A 23149-nucleotide genomic window follows, 5' to 3' on the forward strand; every position below is an offset into this window, starting at 1 on the left:
TGATGTGGACAGCGCCTTCGTCGTGTTCGGGATCAGGCAGGGACGGAACGGTAGCTGCGCGCGACGAGTGCGGAGCGCAGGTACCACAGCCCCGAAGGCTGGGTGGGATCGAACCCGGTGAGCTGGCCGATCCGCTTGAGCCGGTAGTCGACGGTATTGGTGTGCACGTGCAGGACGCGAGCGGTGCGCTGGCGGTTGAGGTTGTTGGCGATATGGCGCTGCAGGGTTTCGAGCAGCTCGGGGTACTGATCGAGCGGATCCAGCAGCGAGCCGAGGAATTCGCGGCCGGGGCCGGGGCGGGTCAGCTGGTATTCCAGGGCGAGCTCGTCGAAGCGGTACAGGCCCGAGGTCACCTCGAGCCGCTGCACCATGTCCAGCAGTTCGTGGGCCTGGTCGGCGGCATCGGGGACCCCGGTGGTGGTTGTTTCGACCATCGCGGCGGTGATGCCGACCTGTGCGGCCTGGGAGAGCTGGGCGACCAGTGCGGTCAGACCCTCACGGTCGAAGGTCGCGGCCGGGATGAGTACGGTCCCGCCGTCGACGCTGAGCAGCGACAACGCCGAGTCGCCGCAACGCTTGGCCAGCTCGGCCTGCACCCGGCGCAGCTTGCGGCGGGCGACGACCTTCGAATCCAGCGCCGGATTGGCTTCCTCTCGGTGCTGGGGGATCGCCAGGGCGAAGACCGCGTAGGTCTCGGCGATCGTGATGCCGCATTCGCGGGCCATCGTCGAGGTGCTGTGGCCGCCGAGCAGCGCCGAGGTGAGGGTGTGCACGGCGGTGTGGTGTTCGCTGACCACGCCGCGGAGCTCACGAACATAGGCCATCGAGATCTGGGCGGTGATCGTGTCGAGCAGTTCCATCACGACCTTGACGCCGCCGACAAGACTGTCGAAGTCCTTCCCGGAGGCGCTCGATACCACCAGGTCGAGGCCCATTTTGAAGCCCTCGGCAATCGAGTGGTGGATCGTGTCGATCGGCACGCCCTCACGGGCCCACGCGCTGGCCGCATCCTGCAGACGCTGCAGTTGACTGGGGACATCGCGCCCGTCGAGCATGCCGACCGCGAATTCCAGGCAGATCCGGGTGATCGTGGTCACATCACCGGAGATGGCGTCACCCGGTAGCGTGCCGCACGGTGCGACGTTGGCGACGAAATGGCCGACCATCTGACGCGACAGCGCGCGAACGTCCTTGAGTGGCAACGACATCGGCCTGCCCGAGACGGTCAACGACGGTCGGGGTGGATTGTGGACGGACATCTATTTCCCTTCGCCAGTTTCGGCTGTACCCCCCGCTGTCCAGCGAACCTCACCCTAACGAACTACAAAGGAAACCGGAATGGATTGTCAGGTTCTGGGTACGGGGCCCACGACTGGAGGTCGGCGTAGTGACCGGTCACAAGTCTGGTTCTTCGCTATGAGTGGTTGTAGAGTTCAGCGCCATGCGACCTGCCGTCCGTTGTCTGGTCTGGGAACTGGACGAGACCCTGTGGGAGGGTGTCGTCCACGACGAGACCGGCACCACGCCGCGCCCACCGGCACTGCGCACGCTGACGAAACTGAGCGAGCGCGGTGTGCTGCATGCTGTCGCCGCACGCGGTGACCGAGCCAGAACCATGCGCACGCTCTACCGCCACGGTCTCTACGAGATGTTCTCCGCGGTCGAGGTCGGCTGGGGTCGCAAGTCCGCCTCGATCGTCCGGATCGCAGGCACCCTCGGCCTCGGCCTCGACGCCCTCGCGTTCGTGGATGCCGAGCCGGTCGAACGCGCCGAGGTCTCGCGCGCATTGCCGATGGTGCGTTGCTATGCCGCCCGCAATGTCGACGTGCTTCCGCTGCTGCCCGATTTCCGGCACGATCTGCGGTCCGGCCGCGTACCGACCCCGCCGTTGGGATTCGCCCGCGTCCCCGCCCTCTGACCGGGACGAATCTGCATCAGCCGCATCATTGCATCGACTGCCACAATGGCCGTGATTCGGTCATTCTCGCAGCCCTGATCACGGCAGCAGCGACAGCGTGAGCGCGGCCAAACGGTGCGGCGCGGCCACCACGTCGTAAGCCGCGATCTGCCCGTCGCGCACCAGGAACGTCACCGCGAACACCGGGCCGCCCGCACCCGCCACCACCAGGCCGGGCCTGCCGTCGACGAGGACCAGCACCGCCTCGAGCGACCGGCGGCGCAGTGCGAGGGCGCCCTCTGCCACAGCCCGGGCCCCGCGCACGACGACGGCCATCCCGGGCGAGAGCGCCGCCGGATCGGCGGTGCGCACCACATCCGGCGCGAGCACCGCCAGTAGTCCGCCGAGGTCGCCCCCGCGAGCCGCCCGCACGAAGGCCGTCACCGCGGCCCGATGCGCGAGCAGTTCCATCGGCTCGATCCGGGCGGGCGCGTGCACCCGCAGCCGCGCACGACTGGCGAGCTTCTTGGTGGTGGCGGGTGTGCGTCCGAGCATCGGCGCGATTTCGGCGAACGGCACCGCGAACAGATCGTGCAGAACGAAGGCGACCCGTTCCTCGGGCCCGAGCGCGTCGAGAACCACCAGCAGCGCCCGTCCGACGGAATCGGCCCGCAGTGCTTCGGCCTCGGGGTCGATGCCCGCGCCGGTCGCCGCCCGCGCGGGCGCGTCCGGTGCCGCGACCTCGGCGCGGCGAGCACGGGTGCGCAGCATATCGAGACAGATCCGCGACACCACCGTGGTGAGCCAGCCGTCGAGATCGGCGATCTCGGCGTCGGTCGCGGCCAACCGCAACCATGCCTCCTGGACCGCGTCCTCGGCTTCGGCCCCGGAGCCCAGCATTCGAAAGGCGACACCGCGCAGGCGATCGCGCCGTTGTTCGAACGCGTCCGCCGACACGTGGGTCCGGTCCGCGCGCATCGGTCACCTTTCGCTCACGCCGGTCGTCTATCGAATGGACGGCACTCGCTGTCCGATCACGGCGGCTGTCTCCACGATGGCAGAGGCGGCCGATCACCCCGAAACCGGAGGACCTGATTCGATGCACACCACCTATGTTGTCGTCACCGTGCTCGCCGCGGTGGCAGCCTTGGCAGCCGCGCTGATCGACGTCGTTCGTGCCGACTGGGTGCGCGAGAACATGCGCCATTACGGCATCGCCCCGTGGACGCTCACGCCGCTGGCCCTGATCAAGGCGGTGGGTGGACTCGCTCTGCTCGCCGGCCTGGCCTATCGGCCGCTGGCGGTGGCTGCCGCGGCCGGGCTCGTGCTGTATTTCGTGGCCGCCGAATTCACGGTCGCACGCTCGGGCCGGTACTCGGATCTGGGCTACCCGCTGCCGTATCTGCTGCTCGCGGCCGCTTCGCTGGGCCTCGCGGCGGCATGAGGCACGTGGTGGCGCGCCGTCGCGGGCACGCCACCACCACCTGGGTCAGGCCTCGGCCAGGATGAAATCCGCGGCCTGTTCGCCGATGAAGATGGCGGGGGCGTTGGTGTGGCCGCGGATGATCAGCGGCATCACCGAGGCGTCGGCGACGCGCAGCCCCTCGACGCCGCGGACCTTCAGGTCCGGGGTGACGACGCTGGCGGCGTCGGTGCCCATCCGGCAGGTACCGATCGGGTGGTAGAGGGTGTGCGAGAACTGTTCGATGGTCAGCGCGATGACGGCCTCGAGATCCTCGGGTGCCTCGGGCGGGTAGATCAGCGCACCGAGTGCGCTCTTGAGCGCGGGCTGCCCGGCGAGTCCGGCGCACACCCGAAGTCCGGTGGTCAGCGCGGCCCGGTCGGCACCGTCGGGATCGGACAGATACCGCGGATCGATCACCGGCTTGGCGGTCGGATCGGCCGAGGCCAGGCTGATCTTGCCGCGGCTGCGCGGGCGGAGCAGGATCGCGCCGAGCACCACACCGTGTTCGGTGGGCTCGACCAGACCCTCGTGGTAGAACGGCGCCGGTGCGTAGATCAGCTCCAGATCGGGGTGCTCGAGGTCGGGTTCGCTGCGCACGAAACCGTAGGCCTCACCGACATTGGAGGTGAGCATGCCGCGGTGACGGACCAGGTAGTTGACCAGCTCGAGGGGCTTCTCCGCGGTGAACAGCGAGTCCGAATCCACGCTGTAGCCCAGCGCCGAGATGAGGTGGTCCTGCAGGTTCGCGCCGACCTCGGGGGAGTGGGCGACCAGCTCGATGCCGTGTTCCTTCAGCTCGTCCTGATCGCCGATGCCCGAAAGCTGCAGCAGTTGAGGACTGTTCACCGCCCCACCACACAGGATGACCTCGCGATTCGCGGTCACGGTGAGTGTCTGCTCGCCGTTGCGGTACTCCACACCGGTGGCCTTGGTGCCCTCGAACAGCACGCGGGTGGCCAGCGACTCGGCCAGCACGGTCAGGTTCGGCCGCTTCATCGCAGGACGCAGGTACCCGTCGGCGGTGCTCCAGCGTCTGCCGTCACGCTGGGTCACCATGGTCTGGGTAAAGCCCTCGGGCGCGGGCCGATTCGCCGATTCCAGGTCGTGGCCCGCCTGGCGCGCGGCCTCGAGGAACGCGTGCGTCGACGCGCGCGGGCTGCGCTGGCGCTGCACGTGCTGCGGCCCCTTGGAACCTTCGTCGGGGAACTGCGCGTCCTGGACGTTCTCGATCTTGCGGAACTGTTCCACCGCGGCGGCGAAGTTCCACTTCTCGCCCGCCAGTAGCCCCCATTCCTCGTAGTCGGCGCGGAAACCGCGCACCCACATCATCGCGTTCATCGACGACGAGCCGCCGAAGGTCTTGCCGCGCGGCCAGTAGATCTGGCGGTCGCCGAGCTCGGCCTGCGGCTCGGTCAGATAGTCCCAATCGCGCTCGCTGCGAAACAGCTTCGAGAACGCGGCCGGAATATGGGCGAATTTGTCGTCGTCGGCCGGACCGGCCTCCAACAGAACGACCGTGGTGCTCGGGTCGGCACTGAGCCGATTCGCGAGCACCGCCCCCGCGGATCCGGAGCCGACGATCACGTAATCCGCGGACGTCCCACCTGCTTGCACTGTCCAACTCCGATCTGCACTGCGTCTGTCGTTCGGCGCGCCTGCTCACGGGCGTGAAAAGACCGCGAGCCCAGCCGGACTCGTCGTCTGGCGTGACGCTGCAAGCAGAGTACTGACAGAAGGCCGATGGTGGGTTGTGCGTCGGTCAGCCCGCTGCGGCGGCTTTGCCCGCGCGACGACCGTAGAAGCTGCCGTCGCCGAGCGAGGCGCCACTGACGTAGCCGTAGGCGCACAGTCCCGAGGTACAGCGACCCGCCGCGAACAGGCCCTCGATCGGCTCACCGCTCACGTGCAACACCCGCGAATCCAAGTCGGTGCGCAGTCCCCCGAGGGTGAACCCGGCGGTGAACCCGCGCAGATCGAAGCAGGCGAGCGACCCCGTGATCGGGCGCACCCACTCGGGCTTCTTGCCAAGCACCGGATCGGTGCCGTGCTCGGCGTGCTGGTTGTAGGTGGCGACGGTGGTCTGCAATGTCTGTGCGGGCAGCCCCATCTCGGCCTCGAGTTCGGCGACCGTCTCGGCGACCCACTTCGGCTGGAAGCGGAAGAACGGGGTGGCGCTCTCGGTCGCGAGCGCCTCCTCGAGCGAGGTCTCGTCGATGATCAGGAACGCCTGGTTGTCGTTCTGCAACAGCGTCGCCTGACCGATCCGGCCGGGGTAGGTGTCCTCGGTGACGTAGCGCTGACCGCGTCCGTTGACGAGGATGCCGCGCGCCATCATCTGCGGATCGCCGAAGATGGCCACCTCGCTGGCGTCCATGTGCGCGAGTTCGGCGCCGAGCGCTTGGGCCAGCCGGATGCCGATGCCGTCGTGTTCCTCGATGGCCGCACCGGGCCTGCCGCTCAGCCGCGGGGTGTAGCGGTCGATCATCTCGGTGTCGTAGGCGAAGCTACCGGTCGCCAGCACCACACCGCGCGCGGCCCGCACGGCGACGGGTTTGCCGTAGGTGGTGGCCAGCACGCCCACCACCCGGTCCTGCTCGTCGACGACGAGCCGACGGATCCGGGTGTCGTACTCGACGTCGATGCCGAGCTCGGCGACGGTGTCGGCCAGCGGCTTCATCAGCATGTAGCCGCCGCTGCGCTCACCGATCTTCTTGCCCGCCAGCTCCGGAACATGGCCACGCGGAGCGGGTTCGGCGATGTCGAGAAACGGCGCGGAGTTCTCGCCGCCGGAGTACATCAGACCTTCGTCGTGCGGGGGCTCCCAGCCGGGCTCACCCCAGAACGACTCCTTGAACGGCACACCACAGTCGACGAGCCAGTTGTAGTGCTCGACGCTGCCCGCGCAGTAGTCGTTGATCTTGGCCTCGTCGACGCCGGGCCCGAGCGCCGCGGTGAGGAACGCCGCCATGTTCTCCGGGGTGTCGTCGAATCCGAGCGCCTTCTGCAGCGGTGTGCCGCCACCGAGGTAGACGAATCCGCCCGCCAATGCCGCCGCACCGCCCCAGCCGCCGGTTCGTTCCAAGATGAGCACCTTCGCACCGGCCCGCGCGGCTTCGATCGACGCGCACACGCCCGCGATGCCGAAACCGGCCACCACCACATCGGCCTCGAAATCCCAGTGCGTCACCTCGCTCGCGCGCAGCGGGCGGACGGTATCGATCCGATGTGGCTGGTTGCTCACGGGCTTCCTCCGGTGCTCGGGGTGCGGGCGTTACCGCCCGTCCTAGGAATGGTGCCGCCAATAGCGCGACAAAACAAGAACGTGTTACAGATTCTCCCGCCCAGCGGGACACTTGCGCACCCCTCGGGCTCCGGTACGGTGGCGATCGAACCTACATAGACGAGATCTGGTGGTGATGTGATGAGCGCGAACATTCGAGACATTGCGGTGCAGACCCTGGCGGGCGAGGACACCACACTGGGCGAGCTGGCGGGCGAGCGGGCAGTGCTGCTGGTCAACGTGGCTTCCAAGTGCGGTCTGACCCCGCAGTACAGCGCCCTGGTGGAGCTGCAGAAGACCTACGGCGAGCGCGGTTTCACCGTGATCGGCTTCCCGAGCAACCAGTTCATGGGCCAGGAGCCGGGCAGCGCCGAGGAGATCCAGGAATTCTGCTCGGTCACCTACGGCGTCGACTTCCCGCTGCTGGCCAAGGCCGACGTCAACGGCGACGAGCGGCACCCGCTCTACTCCGCACTGGTCGAGACGGCCGATGCCGAGGGCGCGGCGGGCGATGTGCAGTGGAACTTCGAGAAGTTCCTCGTCGGTCGCGACGGCACGGTCGCAGGCCGGTTCCGCCCGCGCACCACCCCCGATGCCGCCGAGGTCGTCCAGGCGATCGAAGCCCAGCTCTGAACTACTGAGCGTTCGCCAGCAGCGCGTACTGCGCCGCGGCCTGGCGTCGAACCCCCGCGGGTTCGGCGCCGCTGACGAAGGCGCCGTAGCGGCGGTAGCTCACATAGCAGCGGGTCAGCGCCGGCGCGCTGCCCGCCCGGCGCTCCACACACCGCGCCTGCGGCAAGCCCTCGGGCGCCGCGACTGGGTGCGCGGCCGCGCTGAGCGTGTCCTGCCAGGTGCCGCCGAACGCGATGGCCGCGGCATCGTCACGGAACCGGAACAGCGTGGTGCTGTAGGAATGCGCCACGCTGTCCACCCCACCGCGATCCCAGGCCGCACCGAGCTCGGCGGGTTCGGTGGGGCGGTAGTGCAAGCCGGCGCGCCCGGTCCACGACGCGAACTCGCGCGAGGCGATGGCTATCTGCTGATTGGCCGGACCGGGAATCAGGGTGCGCCGCAACAGATCATCGGGATCGCGGGGCAGGTCGGCGATCCGGTCGGGTGCGGTCGGGGTGAACGTGTCGAGCAGGGGTACCTGGGCGTCGAGGACTGCTGCGACGCGCTTGGCGAGCGCATCGATGTCCGGTGACGGATGCTGCAGGAACAGGCTCACCACGATTTCGCCGCGGGCGAAGGTCGCTCCGATCGTCTTGATGCCCGGTCGCCAATGCGCGTGTGCGGCGGGGTAACCCGGAATCGGCACCGGCCGGTTGTCCGGGCTGACCCCGAAATCTGTCGCCGCGAGTTCGCGCGCAGCCTCTTCGGCGATCTTCGCGCCGGGAAACCGCAACAGCACGACCCTGGTGATCCGCGCGTCGGTCTCGATCGCGGGTTTCGCCGTGTCGAAGGCCTGGGAGCCCTCGGCGATGTCGAAGCCCACGATCATCCGATGCCGTTCCAGCACACCGAGATTGGCAGTGGAGATCGCCGAGGCATCCGAGGCCCGTCGCGGAGTGTCGAGGACATCGGTGCCCCAGTTATGGGTCAGCGCCGGATCGACCTCGTGCGGAAACACCACCGCCCCCGCCATCCGCAGACCTTCCAGAATCGGGCCGTCCGTAGGCTTTCGGCTGATCTCGATATCGGCGGGCACTGTCGTATAGCTGCCCACATCGAGGGACCGGACGTCGATCTCGCCGGGTGTCGCGGTGCCGTTGACGGTGCCGCAGCCGACGAGCAGAACCGCGAGTGCGCCCAGAGCCAGTCGCGCGGTCACAGGGGTGCGGTGCTCAACCATTGGTCGATCATCTCCTGATGGGTGTGGCCCTTCCAGTACACCTGGAGCAGCACAGTCGAATACGGCGCGGCATCGAAGCGCACCAGCAGCCATGGTCCGGTGGAGCCGTTGAAACTGTGCACGGTCAGCGGTCTGCCGTATCTCGACCGCAGCTGCTGGGTCGCCCCGGCGGGCAGGGTCGCGACGAACCGCCCGACGGTCTCGGCGTCGGAGTGGGCCATCACCTGCAGCTGCACTGTCTCGCGATCGGTGCAGTCGAACCCCGTGTCCCACACGGCCTGCGGGCTCTTCGTCGCGAAACTGCACCGCAGCCCCCGATACCCCTCGCTGTCGGGACTCGCGGGCAGCAGGTCGGGGAACATCGCGATCGTCGGTCGTGCCGCCGCCCACGCATCGATCGAGGTGGTGGTCGGCGCGATGGCAGTGGTCGTCGGCCCCGCACCGGTGCTTCCGGACCCTCGGCTCAGAAGGGCCGCCGTCACGATCGCGAGCACCGTGACCAACCCGATCGCGCCTACGGCCCACCATGCCGCGCGCCCTCGGCGAGTGCCCGTGCCGTTGAAGCCTGCCCGATTGTTCACATCGAAGAGTCGGCCGCCCGCGACACCGGCTTCTGCCACGGGTTGTCTGCCCATCGGGGTGACCTGTGGACCTCGATTGTCAGGCCCGAGGACTCCGGCGGAGTCGGTCACCGGACGCGTCGGAGCGAGTCCTGTCGTCAGCGCCGTGGTCGCCGCCGCGACCATCTGCGCGCAACTGGCGAATCGGTGATCGGGATCCTTGGCCAGCGCCCGAGCGAACACCGCATCCACCGCGGCCGGTAGACCCGGAACCAGTGCGCTGATCCGCGGCACCGGCTGCATCACGTGCGCACCGACCAGCGCACCCGCGTTGGTGGCGGTATACGGAGGCCGCCCCGCGAGCAGGTGAAACAGTGCGCATGCCAACGAATACTGGTCCGAGCGCGGGCCCGCGGCGCGTCCGTCCAGTTGTTCGGGCGCCGCATATCGCAGCGTTGCCACCAGCGTCCCGGTCCGGGTCAGTGCGGTGGCCTCATCGATGGCCTTCGCGATCCCGAAATCGGTGAGCAGTACCCGCTCACCGCTGCCGCCCGCACTCTCGCCCAGCAGGATATTGGCGGGTTTGACGTCGCGATGCAGCAAACCGGCCGCATGCGCGCAATCGAGCGCGTCCGCTGTCGCCCGCGCGATCCGCAACGCCCGATCCGGTGCCAAAGCCCCTGTTCGCAGCGCTGATTCGGCATCGCTGCCCGCGACATACTGCATCGCGATCCACAGCCGCCCGTCCTCGCTGCCCCGATCGTGAATCGCCACGATGTTGGGATGATCGAGGCGGCCCGCGAGATCGGCCTCGCGCTCGAACCGTCCACGGAACACCGGATCCGCCGAGAACGAGGAGTGCAGCAGTTTCACCGCCACCAGTCGCGGCAGTCGCGGATGTCGGGCGGCGTAGACGCTGCCCATCCCACCCGACCCGAGCACCCGCTCGATGCGATAACCGGCGACGACGTCACCGGGCCCGAGCTCGTGCATGGTGCCACGCTAGCTCAGGACCGGCGACCATGTGATTGGCACGTTCAGCGGCTGATCCTGCGCACGGCGAGCGCGGCCGAGACGGCAGCGACGAGCGTGATCGCGACGCCGATCAGATAGACGACCGCGACCGCATCGGCCGCAGATGACGCGGTCGTTCCGACCGCTTCGAAGAACACCGACCCGAGGCCCGCGATCCCGACCACGGTTCCCAGCTGCACACTGGTGACGAGAATGCCGCTGGCGTCGGCGGCGAGCGTCACCGGCACCGCGGCCAGCGCCCGGGTCATCAAGGGGCTGAAGGCAAGCCCGTTACCCAGACCGAACAGCGCGAACGCGATCGACGCCGCGAATCCGACTCCCGCACCGTCGCCCAGCAGCCACGCCAGCCAGCCCAGCGAGGCCGCGCTCACCACCAGCCCGAACAGAATCATCCTCGCGTGCAGACGGACCGGGACCCGATGCCAGGACAGGCCGACTACCGCGAACGTGGCACCCATCGGCAAGAACTGCGCGCCCGCCCGCAGCGCGCTGTAACCGAGGTCGCTCTGCATGTGAACGGCGCTCACGAACAGCCACCCGCCGAAGGTCGCCATCACCAGGAGCAGGGTCGCCGCCGTCGCGAGCAGACCGGGCGCGCCCAGCGCCTGCGGCGCGAACAGCGGATCTCGACCTCGCCCGGCGACCGACCGCTCGACCAGCACGAACACGACCAGTCCCAGCACGCCCGCCCCGAGGCAGAGCAACGACCACAGCGGAAATCCGAGCTCTCGCCCGAGCACCAGCGGGACAACCAACAACAGCACGGTGGCCGTCAGCGCCACCAAGCCCATCCCGTCGACCGTCCGATCGGTGCGCGCGGCGGTCACCGGGAGCACGCGCGGCGCGAGCACCAGCAGGGCGAGCCCGATCGGCACATTCACCAGGAACACCCCGCGCCAACCAGTGCCGCCCAGGTTCGCGTCGACGATCAACCCGCCCAGGATCTGGCCCGCCAGCAGGCCACCGGAGACGATCGCCGCATAGATACTGAGCGCCCTGGCCCGCGCCGCTCCGGTGAACGTGCGCTGGATCAGCGTCATCACCTGCGGCGCCATCGCGGCCGCGCCGACGCCCTGAGCGAATCGGAACACGATGAGCGACTGTTCGTTCCACGCCGACCCACAGGCGAGTGAGGCCAGGGTGAACACCACCAGCCCCGCGATGAAGGTGCGCCGCTGAGTGAACCGGTCACCCAGGCGCGCACCACCGATCAGCAACACCGCGTAGGCGATCACATAGCCGGCGACGATCAATTGCAGTGCGGCCCCGCCGGTATCGAGGTTCGAGCGAATGGCCGGAATAGCGACATTGACGATGGAGCCGTCGAGCACCACCATGAATTGTCCGGTGAGAATCACGACGAGCACGGCGATCGAACGTCTGCCCGTCACCGAATCGGGCGCCGGGACCGGCGCGAGCATCTGGATCATGCTCTGATCGTGGGACCGGCAGGCACTGGAGGAATAGGAGCCCATCGTTACGGGTACTCCGGGTGCCCGGCTCCGCATCCTGGCCGGCCGTGGGTCGGAATAGCTTGTCTGCCAACGCAACCGATGCTCTAGGCTGAAATCGTCCCCTCGGCTCCGATGCTCGAAAGGCGCTACCGATGTCGCATTCTTCTGCCGCCTACCCCAGCGCTGTTCCGGTCGGGGTCGACACCACCCGTGCGAGTATCGCGCGTGTCTACGACGCCGCGCTCAACGGCAAAGACAACTTCGACGTGGATCGCCAAGTGCTGGACCAGGTCCGCACCGTCGCCCCCCAGGTCAACGACCTGGCCTGGGCCAACCGTGATTTCCTCATCCGCGCCTGCCGGTTCCTGGCCAGGGCGGGCATCGACCAGTTCCTCGATCTCGGATCGGGTCTGCCCACCGCGGAGAACACCCACCAGGTTGTCCAGCGGGTCAACCCGGAGTCCAAGGTCGTCTACGTCGACAACGACCCCTCGGTTCTCGTGCACGCGCAGGCGTTATTGGCGAGCAACAGCCGCACCCGCATCGCCGAAGCCGACATCTTCCGGCCTCTGGACGTTCTCGGTAACCCCACGGTGCGCCGCGAACTCGACTTCACTCGTCCGCTGGCCCTGTTCCACATCGGCACGCTGCACCACTATCTGGGCGAGGACGGCCCCGCGCTGATGCAGACCTACATCGACGCACTGCCCTCGGGCTCGTTCGTGGCGATCGCCCACTTCCACGACCCGGAGAACGCCGAGTACAGCGAACTCGCCAAGAAGATGGAAGAGAAGTTCATCCACAGCCCGATGGGCAGTGGACGCTTCCGCACCCGCGACGAAATCCAGGCGATGTTCGGCACTCTCGAGATGGTCGAACCCGGCCTCGTCCGCTGCGACGACTGGTGGTCCGACGGCCCCCACCTCACCCCGCTCTCCGACGTCCGCAACTGCATCGTCGCCGGCGTCGGCCGCAAACCCTAGACGGTCACGCCGATCCGGGCCGGGTCGGCGGAGGGCTGAGATCGGACAGCCGCAGCGCGCCCTATGCTGTCGGGCGTGGCACGCACCGAAGGAACTCGAGCGCCCGGCCGCCCGGCCGGGGCCAGCCGTGACGCCGTGCTCGACGCGGCCGTCGAGGCCTTCCTGGCCGGTAAGCGGGTCGACGCGAATGCCATTGCCGCCCAACTCGGCCTCGGCCGCACCAGTATCTACCGGTGGTTCGGTTCCCGGGACGGACTGGTCGGCGCGGCGTTGGCGCGCCAGCTCGATCGCATGGTCGCCTACGCCGAACGGCGCAGCACCGCGACCGGCGGCGAACGGCTCGTCGAGATTCTCGACAACGCCATTCACTGGCTGGTCGAGGACGGTTCGCTACGCACCTATTTCGATCAGGAATCCACGGCGGCATTGCGCGTGATCACCCGTAGTGACGGGGTAGTGCACCCGGCGGCGGTCTCGATCGTCGAAGGTCTGCTCGAACGTGCCGAGCAGCAGGGGTATCGTCCGCCCATCGATCGCGCCACCCTCGCATACGCCCTGGTCCGGCTGTGGGAAGCATTCCTGTACAACGACGCCGTGGCGGGTTTCCAAGGGGACGTGGAGCGGCTGAGCCGTGTCCAGGCTGCCCTGCTGCGGGCCTAGGTGTAGCTGCTCGTCTCCCGCGCGCCCGCGCAGTACCACCCGGCGATGGCGTCCAGCGCCGACCGTCGCGGTATCGGTTGCCGTGTGCGGTGCCATTCGTCCGCCGCCGCCAGTGTCGCCCCGATGAGGCCGTAGGCGAGCAGGCGGGTCCGATGCCGACCGACGTCGTCGGGATGCAGATGAGTGGCCAGCGTGGCGACGAATTCGGCCAGGGCCGTGGCGATTCGGGCCTCGACTGCCTGGTCGCCGAGAGCGCCGGAATTGAAGACCAGCGTCGGTGTGGAATGCGGGCCGGATTCGACGAGGTCGAACAGGACCTCCACGGTGCGCCACACCCGGTCGAAGTCGGAGCTCGCCGCGTCGCGGACCTCGCTCAGCCGGTCGGTGAGCTCGGCCAGGTACTCCAGAATCACCGCGAGGTAGAGCGCGCTCTTGGTCGAGAAGTACCGGTAGAGAACGGGTTTGGTGACTTCGGCGACCGCGCTCACGGTGTCCATCGTGGTGCCGTGATAGCCGTGCGCGGTGAAGCTCGCCCGCGCGGCCGTGACGAGCCGACCGCGCTGGGTGCTGTGACGGGTGCCGGATCGGGCCGCCGCGAAGGAAGTGCTCATGTGCCGGATCCTGCTTCCATTTGATACACGAGGAACTCTATGTAACATACTGGACCATGCAACTGGCCTTCACCGAGGACGAGCTCGCCTTCCGCGACGAGCTGCGTGCCTTCTTCGACCGTGAGATCCCCGCGGACATCCGCCGGCGGAACCGGCACATGCACGAGCTGAGTAAGAACGACTACGTCAGCACCCAGCGCATCCTCAACAGCGCCGGGCTGGCCGTACCGAACTGGCCCGTCGAATGGGGCGGGCGGGACTGGTCGCCGGTGCAGCACCACATCTGGCATCACGAAATGCAGCTCGCCTCGGTGCCCGAGCCGCTCACCTTCAACGCCAACATGATCGGCCCGGTACTCGCCGAGTTCGGCTCGCCCGAGCTCAAGCAGCGATTCCTGCCCGCGACGGCGAATCTCGACATCTGGTGGTGCCAGGGCTTCTCCGAGCCCGACGCCGGATCCGACCTGGCCTCGCTGCGTACCGTCGCGGTGCGCGACGGCGACGACTACGTGGTCAACGGGCAGAAGACCTGGACCACCGCCGCTCAGAGCGCGGACTGGATGTTCTGCCTGGTCCGCACCGACCCCACCGCGCCGAAGAAGCAGGCGGGGATCTCGATGCTGCTGTTCGCCATGGACACCCCCGGGGTGACGGTGCGGCCGATCGAGCTGATCGACGGTGGCTTCGAGGTCAACGAGGTGTTCCTGGAGAACGTGCGCGTCCCGGCCGACCAGCTGGTCGGTCAGGAGAACCAGGGCTGGACCTACGCCAAATTCCTGCTCGGCAACGAACGCACCGGCATCGCCGCGGTCGGGCAGACCAAGGTCCGCCTCGAGTTGGCGAAGGAATACGCCGCCCAGACCCGGCTCGGTACCGGCACCCTCCTCGACGACGCGGCTTTCGCTGCCCGGATCGCCGACCTCGACAACGAGCTGCTGGCACTGGAGCTGGTGCAGCTGAGGGTCGCGGCAAGCTCGAGCGGCGGTGCCCCCAACCCCGTCTCCTCGATTCTCAAACTGCGCGGCACCGAACTACAGCAGGCCGTCACCGAACTGCTCGTCGACATCGCGGGCCCCGCCGCCGTGGCCCGGGTGGGCGAGACCGACGACTGGGCGCGCCGCACCATCGCCGGATACCTCAACTACCGCAAGACCTCCATCTACGGAGGATCGAACGAAGTGCAGCGCACCATCATCGCCTCGACCATCCTCGGACTGTGAGTACTCGCCATGGATTTCACCTTCACCACTGAACAGACCATGCTGCGCGACACCGTGCGCAGCGTGCTCACCCGCCACTACACCCCCGAGCGTCGCGCGGAGGTGATCGCCGATGATCCCGGCTGGGATCCGAAGGTGTGGGCGGCCTTCGCCGAGATCGGTCTGCTCGGGCTGACCGTGTCGGCCGAGGACGGCGGCATCGGCGGCGGCCCCATCGAAACCATGCTCACCCTGGAGGAACTCGGCCGCACCCTGGCGCCGGAACCGGTCTTCGACTGTGCCCTGCTGCCCGCCCTCCTGATCGGCCGGGCAGGCACCCCGGACCAGCGCACGGCCCTGTTGCCCGGCATCGTCGAGGGCGAGCAGCTGTTCGCCTTCGCCCAGGCCGAGCCCGGCCTCCGTTGGCCGTACACGCAGGTGGAAACCCTGGCGCTCGACGACGGAAACCAGTGGACGCTGACCGGTCGCAAAAGCCCTGTGTCCTATGGGGATCGGGCCGACCGCCTGATCGTCTCGGCCGTGGTGCCCACCGGCGAGACCGCCCTGTTCCTGGTCGACGCCCGTGACCCGGCGGTCGTGCGCACCGCCTACCGCACCTACGACGGGCGTCGCGGCGCCGATATCGAACTGCGCAATGCGCCCGCCGAACTGCTCGGCGCCAGCCTCGACGCCGGTGCCGTCATCGACGAAGCCGTGATCACCACCCAAGCCGCACTGGGTGCCGAAGCGGTCGGTGCGATGGCCGAGGCGCTGCGCCTCACCACCGAATATCTGAAGACCCGCAAGCAGTTCGGTGTCGCACTGCGCACCTTCCAGGCCCTCACCCATCGAGCCGCGGACATGTACGTCTCGCTGGAACTGGCCCGCAGCATGAGCCTGTACGCGGCGATGTCCCTGGCGGACGGAGTAGTCGACCCGACGGTGGCCTCCCGCGCGAAGCGGCGGATCGACCTCTCCGGCAAACACATCGGCCAACAGGCGATCCAGCTGCACGGCGGCATCGGCATGACCGCCGAATACCCGGTCGGTCACTACACCGCGCGGCTCACCACCATCGAGCACACCCTCGGCGACACCAGCGATCACTTGCGTTACCTGTCGGGTCTGCTGGCCGAGCCCGAGAAGGCGGAGATCTGATGCGCATCCGTGGCGCGGTCCTCGACCACCCCGACCGGCCGCGGCCCTTCGCGTCGTCGCGCCCGATCGGGGTCTACGACCTCGAACTCGACGAACCGGGTCCCACCGAGGTGCTGGTCCGCATCGAAGCAGCCGGTGTGTGCCACTCCGATCTCAGTGTGGTCGACGGCAATCGGTTGCGGCCGCTACCCATGCTGCTCGGTCACGAAGCGGCGGGCATCGTGGTGACACTCGGCGAGCAGGTCGACGATCTGGCCCTCGGCGACCGGGTGGTCATGTCGTTTCTGCCGCGCTGCGAGCGCTGTGCGGCGTGCGCCCGCGGCGGGGCGCTGCCCTGCACCGAAGGGACCCGAGCCAACACCGCGGGTGAACTCCTGCACCACCCAGGCAGACTGACCAGGGCCGGACAGCCGGTGCGCCATCACCTCGGCGTCTCCGGATTCGCGACGCACGCCGTGATCGACCAGGCTTCGGTCGTCGCGGTCGGTGCTGATGTGCCGCCGGAGGTGGCGGCACTGTTGGGGTGCGCCGTGCTCACCGGCGGTGGCGCCGTACTCAATGTCGCCGACCCGGGCCCCGAGGACGACCTGATGGTGGTCGGGCTCGGTGGTGTGGGAATGGCCGCGCTGCTCACCGCGACCGCGATCGGCGTGCGGCGCATCGTGGCGGTCGACCGCCTGCCCGCCAAGCTCGAGGCCGCCCGCGACCTCGGCGCCACCGAAACCTACACACCCGAACAGGTTGCGGCGCAAGGAATTCGAGCGCGCTACGTGATCGAGTGCGCCGGTCACGCTGCCGCGTTCGAAACCGCCTTTCTGGCCACCGCTGCCGGTGGAACCACCGTCACCGTCGGCCTGCCCGCCCCGTCGGCCACCGTGACGCTGTCACCGCTGATGTTCACCGCGGAGGCCCGCACCGTGGTCGGAAGCTACCTCGGCTCGGCCGTGCCGGCGCGCGACATCCCTCGCTACGAGCAGATGTGGCGGGCAGGTCGGCTGCCGGTCGAGAAACTGATCTCCGCCCGCATCGGACTCGACGACCTCAACGAGGCGATGGATCAGCTCGCCGACGGCGCTGCTGTGCGCCAGGTGATCGTCTTCGCACCGGAAAGGCCCACACGATGACATCCACTCTTTCCGACCTCCCGGTCGCCCAGTTCCTCGGCGGCCACTGGGTGGACAGCGCGACGACGATGCCCGTGCACAATCCCGCCACCGGTGCGCAGATCGCGACCGTCGCCGACGGCGACGACGTGACAGCCCTGGCCGCGCTGGACGTCGCGGCCGCCGCGCAGCAGGACTGGGCGGCCACCGACGCACGTCGGCGCAGCGACATCCTCCTGCGCGCGTTCCACCTGCTCCATGCCGACGCCGAGCGGATCGCGCGCACGATCACCCTGGAAATGGGCAAGCCGCTCGCCGAGGCACGCGGCGAAGTCGCCTACGGCGCCGAGTTCCTGCGCTGGTTCGCCGAGGAGACCACCCGCGGCAGCGGAGCCTACTTCCCGGCACCGAGCGGCGGCCGCCGCATCGCTGTCCGGAAACAGCCGGTCGGCCCGGTCTACGCGATCACACCGTGGAATTTCCCCCTGGCCATGGTCACCCGCAAGGTGGCCCCCGCGCTCGCCGCGGGCTGCACTGTCGTGCTCAAGCCAGCGCCCCAGACCCCGCTCACCGCACTGGAATTCATGCGAATCCTGGTGGAAGCAGGACTGCCACCGGGCGTCGTCAACTGTGTGACGACCTCGCGCGCGCCGCTGGTGTCGGCGCCGATTCTGGCCGACCGGCGGCTACGCAAGATCACCTTCACCGGCTCCACCGCCGTCGGCCGCACCCTGCTCGGACAAGCCGCGCAAGGAGTCCTGCGGGCCTCGATGGAGCTCGGCGGCAACGCGCCCTTCGTCGTGTTGGAGTCCGCCGATCTGGACAAGGCCGTTGACGGCGCGGTGCTCGCCAAACTGCGCAACGCCGGACAGACCTGCGTCGCCGCCGACCGCTTCCTGGTTCACCACTCGTTGGCAGCGGAGTTCACCGAACGATTCCGCACCGCCGTCGCCGCGCTGCCGGTGGGCGAGGGCCTCGACGAATCCACCCGCATCGGACCCGTGATCGACGACGCGGCGGTGCGGCGGATCACCGCGCTCATCGAGGAAGCGGTCAGCCAGGGCGCACACCTGCATACCGTCGGCGCCGAGATCGACGGATCCGGGCACTTCCTCCGACCCGCGGTCCTGACCGACGTCGACACCCGGACCCGCCTGTGGAATTCGGAGGTATTCGGCCCCGTCACCGCGATCCGCACCTTCACCGACCCGGCGGAGGCGCTGCACCTGGCCAACGACACCGACTCCGGCTTGGCCGGTTACGTGTTCGGTGAAAACTTCGGCGACACCCTCGATTTCGCCGAAGCGCTCCAGACCGGCATGGTCGGCGTCAACACCGGCGCGATCTCCGACCCGGCCGCACCCTTCGGCGGGATGAAGTCCTCCGGGCTGGGCCGAGAAGGTGGCAGCACCGGTCTGGAGGAATACCAAGAGGTGCAGTACCTGGCCATCGCCCGCTGACGACCCGCGCCCACGCCGATCCGGGTACCAGTACCACCTGGATACCGGGATCGGCATCGGCGACGATGGTGGGATGAGGGAAGTGGTCGACCTACGTTCGGTGCGCACCGAACGCCGAGCCCAACTCGGTGCGTTCCTGAAATCCCGTCGCGCCAAGATCACCCCGGGTGAGGTGGGTCTGCCACCGGGTCCCCGCAGGCGCACGCCAAGGTAGGCCACCATCCTGCGTAGGTCATCGGCGTTGTGCGCGTAGGGGTTACAGCAATCAGGGCGTTGTGAACACCCGGCGCAGCACCGATCACCCTGCATCTCACCAACCTGTCCCTGCCGCTGATCGACGGTGCCTGGGTGCAGACCTTCACTCCGGTCGACGAGGTGCAGGGCGCAAGACTGACCAGGCTGTTGGCGATGAGCTACGAGCAACGTCGCGCAGCCTGGGTCGACCACGTCGCACTGTGGCCCGGCGCCGCCCGCCCGGCACCTGTCGGCCTACAACGCTGGGAGTAGTTCGTCGCCGTAGACGCTGAGACAGCGCAGCGCGAGCTCGATGTGGACCCGTCGGCTCTCGATCGTATGACCCAGGCGGCGCTCCGCCTGTCTGAGCCGATACCGGACGGTGTTGCCGTGCACTCCGAGCAGACTCGCGGTCGCATCGATATTGCCTCCGGCGCACAGGTATTCGAGCACCGTGTCGCGAAGACGGGCGGTCGGCTCGCTCCGATCGGCGAGTTGGCCGAGTTCGCGCTCGATGAGCGCGCGCACGGAGTCGATATCTCCGTCGCCGGTGAGCAAGCAGACCAGGTCGACGTCCCGGTAGAAGGTGACCGCGCTCGTGTTGCGCGCGCTGGTCGCGATCCGCTGAGCGGCACCGGCTTCCAGGTGGCTGCGCCGAAAGCCCGCCAGTCCGGAACGCGGGGTACCGATCGCGAGATGAATGTGCGCGATCGGCGGCACCGGTACATCAGCGATGTCCGGGAGATGCGAGGTTGCCATCCAGGCCCACAGGCCGTGGACGCCGCTGCTGATCAGCAGCGGCGGTGGCGCCCCGAGGGCGTGGGCGATGTGGGACGCGTGCTCGCGAAGCAGACCGGTCGCGTGTCGAGCGGGCACCTCGCGGTCGGTCCAGAGAACGATCGCGACGTGGGATTTGTCCATCGGGTATCCGAGATAGTCGGGCGAATCGGCGGACGGCGCCGGCTCCCCGCGCAGGATGGCCTGAACGATCTCTGTGCGCTGGGCGTCGAAGTTGCGGGTGTGGTGCTCACGCTCGTTCATATACGCGGCGACGATGCCGTCGAGGCAGGTATCGAGCCACTGCGTGCTGTGTTCCCAGAAGATGACCAGCACCGCCCCGCGCAGCTCGGGATCGGGGATCTGCTGGTGGAGGACCTGGGTGATGTATCGCCACAACCCCCGCTGCGCGGCTCGGTAGGTCTTGAGCAGCATGTCGACGCCGTAGCCGCGGCGCGCCACGGTCCGCGCGCCGTCCATGGCTTCGGTGGGTGGGCGTGCCTCGAACTGCGTGCGCCCGATCACCGCGAGGAAGCCCAACCAATGGGCTCTGGTGGCTGCCCGGACTTCCCGATGGACCTCGACATCGGCGAGGTAGTGCGGGAACGTCTCCTGGATCGCGGAGTCGACAGCGGACAAGATCAGTTCGGACTCGGACTCCGACCGCATCCGCAGCGCGAAAGCCGCGAGCCATTCGACCGCCGATGCCTTGTTCGCCACAGGGGTGGGCGTCGACTCGCCACCGTGGCGTTCCGTGCGCGGGATCGCCGTCTTCACCGCACGGTCAGGTGGTAGTCGGGCCGTGCGGGCTGCGCGGATGTGGTGTCGGAGGGAGCGGATACCAGCATAGTTGCACCCTAGCGCAACCGGACTGTGATGTCCGGATAATTCCTGGTCTGCGATGTTCGACGGTAGGGATTGTGGGGGCGTACGAATCGTGCATTCGTGCTTGGAAAGGCGAACAAATTTGAAATATTCAGTTGGTAGGTCGGGGTGTCACTGCTACATTCGAATCGGTCAACGCCGGGCGGCGTAAATACTCCGGACAGCGTCGTCCCGGAATCCGTCTGGCGTCGGCTGAATTGTTTGATACTCGAAATACATTAGTTCGTCGGCTGCCAATTCTCGGTATTCGAATAGAACTTCGGTAGGCGACCGGGGGAGTGAACGGCTCGATGTCGGGGTGATCCGCCCGCGTTGTCGGGCACCTGGGCGCGCAGATTGCCGACACTTGCGGCGCAGTTCGGTGCCGGACTGGATCGGCTGGTGGGTAACGTTGCCCGGATGAGCTCGCCACGTCGTGCCAACAGGGGACCTGCTGCTGCCGCGGAGAATCGCGTCGCCCTGCTCGTCGCGGCGAAGGCCACGTTCGCCGAGCACGGGCTGGACGCTCCGCTGAACCTGATCGCGCGCACGGCGGGAGTGGGTCAAGGCAGCCTGTACCGGCACTTTCCGAGCCGTGAGGCGATTATTCTCGCGGTCTTCGAGGAGAACCTCGGCCAGCTGGAGTCGATGGTCGCCAATGTCGACTCGACTCTGGACGAACTGCTGGCCGAGATCGTCGACCAGATAGTCGAGGTCGCGGTGCTGTTCGACCTGTTTCGTCTCGCCGACAGCAGTGACCCGCGCCTGGCGGACATCATCGGCCGCCTGTATGCCTTGCTCGACGAGAAGCTCGCCGACGACAGTCGTCGCGGGAGTGTGCGCCGTGGCGTCACGGCCGAGGAGATCTTCCTGGCCGTGGGAATGCTGGGAGCGCTGCTGAACAAGACGCCGGAATCGGAACGAGCATGGGTGGCGGGCAAATGTTGGGGACTGTTGCAGCGCGCCCTGTGTGACTAGAACTCGCGTACTTGACTAGCGAGACGATTGCGTTAAGAATACGTTCCAGCAACCGGATATCTGTGTCCGGTTGTGGTCGAGTATTCGTGTCGATCCCGCCCTCGGCCTCGTTCGAAATGGCTGCTGGATTTCATCCGGTACCAGGTATCTGATTTCAGGGGAAATTCTTGAAGAATGCACGCTCGATCGCCCCGATGATGTCGGCGATTGCCGCGCTGTCGGTGGCGTTCGCCTCGACAACAGTGTTCGCACCACCGGTGCATGCGGTATCGGACCCGTTCTACAGCTACCGCGACAGCTTGTCGCTGGCCGACGTTGAGCCCGGCACCGTTCTGGACAGCCGGACCACGACCTATCACCTGGCCGGCATCCCCACGCCGATCACCGCGGTGCAATTGCTGTACCGGACGACCGACGCCCGGTACCGACCCAGTGCCAACGTCACCTCCATCTTGATCCCGCCCGGTGGAGTGGACCCGACACGGGCGGTCGCCTACCAGTCCTTCTACGACTCGCTCGACCCGGAGCACGGTCCCTCGCGTTCGATCGCCGGTGATGTCAGCTTCGGTGGCATGGTGCTCACCTCGGAGGCCACGGTGATCGCCGACATCCTCGCCCGCGGTTATGCGGTGATCATCGCCGATACCGAAGGGCAGCAGGCGAATTTCGCGGCGGGCCCCGAGTACGGCATGAACACACTCGACTCGATCCGGGCGGCAGTCCGTTCCGAGGTCACTGGGCTCACGGCCCAGACGCGAATCGGCCTGGTCGGCTACTCCGGCGGCGCGATCGCGACCGACTGGGCCGCGGCGCTGGCACCGGAATACGCCCCCGAAGTGAACGCGAACCTCGTCGGCGCGACGCAGGGTGGTCTGCTGGTCAATCCCGCGCACAACCTGCGCTACGTCGGCGGCAGCGTCGGCTGGTCCGGTGTGGCCGCCATGGCGATCATCGGTGTCGCCCGCTCTTATGACATCGATTTCTCGACCTACCTGAGCCCTTACGGCGCACAGATAGTCGCCGCACTCCGGTCCGCATCGATCGCCAACGTGCTGTTCCAGTACCCCGGCCTGAGCTGGCAGCAGATGGTCAAGCCCGAGTACCTCGACCCCAATACCGTTGCGCCCCTTGTCGAAGCGGTCGGCAAGGTCAACCTCGCGAACGCGCCGACACCGACCATCCCGCTCTACATCGCCCAGGGCGCCAACGGAGGTCTGGAAGGCACGGACGGGAGCAAGCCGTCGGTCGGCGCCGGTGACGGTGTCATGGTCGCCGGTGATGTCCGCAGCCTTGCCCGACAGTATTGCGCGGACGGAAACCCTTTCGTCGAATACCGGCAGTACGACGAGCTCAGCCACATTCCGACGTTGGGTGTGTGGAGTGTCGGCGCCGTCTCGTGGATCGATGCCCGCTTCGCGGGTGAGTCCGCCGGGTCGAGCTGCGGGACGATCCCCGAGGGCAACCCGCTGACGTCGGATCTGTGATCTCGGGCTGCCGGTCGCCTGCGACCGGCAGCCGTCGTCAAGCTCGGGATTCGGGAGAGTTCCCAGGCCCGCGCCAGATGTAAGGGTTTGTTGAG

At 67.9% G+C, this 23149-nt stretch carries 22 protein-coding genes; 13 read left to right on the plus strand and 9 right to left on the minus strand.

Going from position 1 to position 23149, the window contains the following annotated elements; all coding sequences use genetic code 11:
- Window positions 1-32: 32 nt before the first annotated feature.
- Entirely contained in the window at window positions 33-1259 is a 1227-nt protein-coding gene (locus OHS03_RS09485; protein ID WP_328662384.1) for a PucR family transcriptional regulator, read from the minus strand.
- Window positions 1260-1441: 182 nt separating this feature from the next.
- On the opposite strand from OHS03_RS09485, the gene OHS03_RS09490 reads away from it, so the two are divergent.
- Window positions 1442-1918 carry an HAD-IIIC family phosphatase gene (locus OHS03_RS09490; protein WP_328662385.1) on the plus strand — a complete coding sequence of 159 codons (477 nt, stop codon included), beginning with the start codon at window positions 1442-1444 and terminating at the stop codon, window positions 1916-1918.
- Window positions 1919-1996: 78 nt separating this feature from the next.
- Here OHS03_RS09490 and OHS03_RS09495 read toward each other — a convergent pair whose 3' ends face one another.
- Window positions 1997-2875 (minus strand): sigma-70 family RNA polymerase sigma factor, encoded by an 879-nt coding sequence (locus OHS03_RS09495; protein ID WP_328662386.1) that lies wholly within the window; start codon window positions 2873-2875, stop codon window positions 1997-1999.
- Between the two features lie 121 nt (window positions 2876-2996).
- Here OHS03_RS09495 and OHS03_RS09500 point away from each other — a divergent pair, with 121 nt between their 5' ends.
- On the plus strand, window positions 2997-3341 hold the full coding sequence (locus OHS03_RS09500) for a DoxX family protein (RefSeq protein ID WP_056817455.1): 345 nt from the start codon (window positions 2997-2999) through the stop codon (window positions 3339-3341).
- Window positions 3342-3386: 45 nt separating this feature from the next.
- Here the strand turns inward: OHS03_RS09500 and OHS03_RS09505 are convergent, their stop codons facing one another.
- Complete coding sequence (locus OHS03_RS09505) at window positions 3387-4976, minus strand: GMC family oxidoreductase (protein ID WP_328662387.1); 1590 nt, start codon at window positions 4974-4976, stop codon at window positions 3387-3389.
- A gap of 145 nt (window positions 4977-5121) precedes the next feature.
- Window positions 5122-6603: an FAD-dependent oxidoreductase gene (locus OHS03_RS09510; protein ID WP_235569604.1), complete on the minus strand. Its 1482-nt coding sequence runs from the start codon at window positions 6601-6603 to the stop codon at window positions 5122-5124.
- A 180-nt stretch (window positions 6604-6783) separates the two neighbouring features.
- On the opposite strand from OHS03_RS09510, the gene OHS03_RS09515 reads away from it, so the two are divergent.
- Window positions 6784-7275 (plus strand): glutathione peroxidase, encoded by a 492-nt coding sequence (locus OHS03_RS09515; protein WP_056817451.1) that lies wholly within the window; start codon window positions 6784-6786, stop codon window positions 7273-7275.
- Window position 7276: 1 nt separating this feature from the next.
- On the opposite strand, the gene OHS03_RS09520 is transcribed toward OHS03_RS09515, so the two are convergent.
- From OHS03_RS09520 to OHS03_RS09530, 3 genes are read right to left on the minus strand one after another with little or no spacing between them, the layout of a single operon-like run.
- Entirely contained in the window at window positions 7277-8494 is a 1218-nt protein-coding gene (locus OHS03_RS09520) for a DUF7373 family lipoprotein (protein ID WP_328662388.1), read from the minus strand.
- A complete protein-coding gene (locus tag OHS03_RS09525) occupies window positions 8470-10047 on the minus strand; it encodes a serine/threonine-protein kinase (RefSeq protein WP_328662389.1) in 1578 nt (525 codons plus the stop codon). Before OHS03_RS09525 ends, OHS03_RS09520 begins: the two co-directional genes overlap by 25 nt.
- A gap of 44 nt (window positions 10048-10091) precedes the next feature.
- Entirely contained in the window at window positions 10092-11519 is a 1428-nt protein-coding gene (locus OHS03_RS09530) for an MFS transporter (RefSeq protein WP_328662390.1), read from the minus strand.
- 176 nt (window positions 11520-11695) lie between these two features.
- Here OHS03_RS09530 and OHS03_RS09535 point away from each other — a divergent pair, with 176 nt between their 5' ends.
- Together OHS03_RS09535 and OHS03_RS09540 are read left to right on the plus strand one after the other, a co-directional pair.
- Window positions 11696-12526: an SAM-dependent methyltransferase gene (locus tag OHS03_RS09535; RefSeq protein ID WP_328662391.1), complete on the plus strand. Its 831-nt coding sequence runs from the start codon at window positions 11696-11698 to the stop codon at window positions 12524-12526.
- Between the two features lie 75 nt (window positions 12527-12601).
- A complete protein-coding gene (locus OHS03_RS09540) occupies window positions 12602-13186 on the plus strand; it encodes a QsdR family transcriptional regulator (RefSeq protein ID WP_328662392.1) in 585 nt (194 codons plus the stop codon).
- On the opposite strand, the gene OHS03_RS09545 is transcribed toward OHS03_RS09540, so the two are convergent.
- Window positions 13183-13797: a TetR/AcrR family transcriptional regulator gene (locus OHS03_RS09545; RefSeq protein WP_328662393.1), complete on the minus strand. Its 615-nt coding sequence runs from the start codon at window positions 13795-13797 to the stop codon at window positions 13183-13185. The two genes, OHS03_RS09540 and OHS03_RS09545, sit on opposite strands and share 4 nt — an antisense overlap.
- 56 nt (window positions 13798-13853) lie before the next feature.
- Here OHS03_RS09545 and OHS03_RS09550 point away from each other — a divergent pair, with 56 nt between their 5' ends.
- The 6 genes from OHS03_RS09550 (at window position 13854) to OHS03_RS09575 (ending at window position 19224) form a co-directional block, all read left to right on the plus strand.
- A complete protein-coding gene (locus tag OHS03_RS09550; RefSeq protein ID WP_328662394.1) occupies window positions 13854-15017 on the plus strand; it encodes an acyl-CoA dehydrogenase family protein in 1164 nt (387 codons plus the stop codon).
- A 9-nt stretch (window positions 15018-15026) separates the two neighbouring features.
- A complete protein-coding gene (locus OHS03_RS09555) occupies window positions 15027-16154 on the plus strand; it encodes an acyl-CoA dehydrogenase family protein (RefSeq protein ID WP_328662395.1) in 1128 nt (375 codons plus the stop codon).
- Entirely contained in the window at window positions 16154-17278 is a 1125-nt protein-coding gene (locus OHS03_RS09560; protein WP_328662396.1) for an alcohol dehydrogenase catalytic domain-containing protein, read from the plus strand. Before OHS03_RS09555 ends, OHS03_RS09560 begins: the two co-directional genes overlap by 1 nt.
- Entirely contained in the window at window positions 17275-18717 is a 1443-nt protein-coding gene (locus tag OHS03_RS09565) for an NAD-dependent succinate-semialdehyde dehydrogenase (RefSeq protein ID WP_328662397.1), read from the plus strand. Before OHS03_RS09560 ends, OHS03_RS09565 begins: the two co-directional genes overlap by 4 nt.
- A 73-nt stretch (window positions 18718-18790) precedes the next feature.
- A complete protein-coding gene (locus tag OHS03_RS09570; protein WP_407942467.1) occupies window positions 18791-18931 on the plus strand; it encodes a hypothetical protein in 141 nt (46 codons plus the stop codon).
- A 134-nt stretch (window positions 18932-19065) separates the two neighbouring features.
- A complete protein-coding gene (locus OHS03_RS09575) occupies window positions 19066-19224 on the plus strand; it encodes a hypothetical protein (RefSeq protein ID WP_328662398.1) in 159 nt (52 codons plus the stop codon).
- Here OHS03_RS09575 and OHS03_RS09580 read toward each other — a convergent pair.
- Complete coding sequence (locus OHS03_RS09580; protein ID WP_328662399.1) at window positions 19207-20505, minus strand: PucR family transcriptional regulator; 1299 nt, start codon at window positions 20503-20505, stop codon at window positions 19207-19209. The two genes, OHS03_RS09575 and OHS03_RS09580, sit on opposite strands and share 18 nt — an antisense overlap.
- Before the next feature lie 507 nt (window positions 20506-21012).
- Between OHS03_RS09580 and OHS03_RS09585 the strand changes: the two genes are divergently transcribed.
- Window positions 21013-21570, plus strand: coding sequence for a TetR/AcrR family transcriptional regulator (locus tag OHS03_RS09585; RefSeq protein ID WP_328662400.1), 558 nt, complete (start codon window positions 21013-21015; stop codon window positions 21568-21570).
- 167 nt (window positions 21571-21737) lie between these two features.
- Entirely contained in the window at window positions 21738-23054 is a 1317-nt protein-coding gene (locus OHS03_RS09590) for a lipase family protein (RefSeq protein ID WP_328662401.1), read from the plus strand.
- Window positions 23055-23149: the final 95 nt, after the last annotated feature.

The sequence above is a fragment of the Nocardia salmonicida genome (genome assembly GCF_036142455.1).
Classification (GTDB): domain Bacteria; phylum Actinomycetota; class Actinomycetes; order Mycobacteriales; family Mycobacteriaceae; genus Nocardia; species Nocardia salmonicida.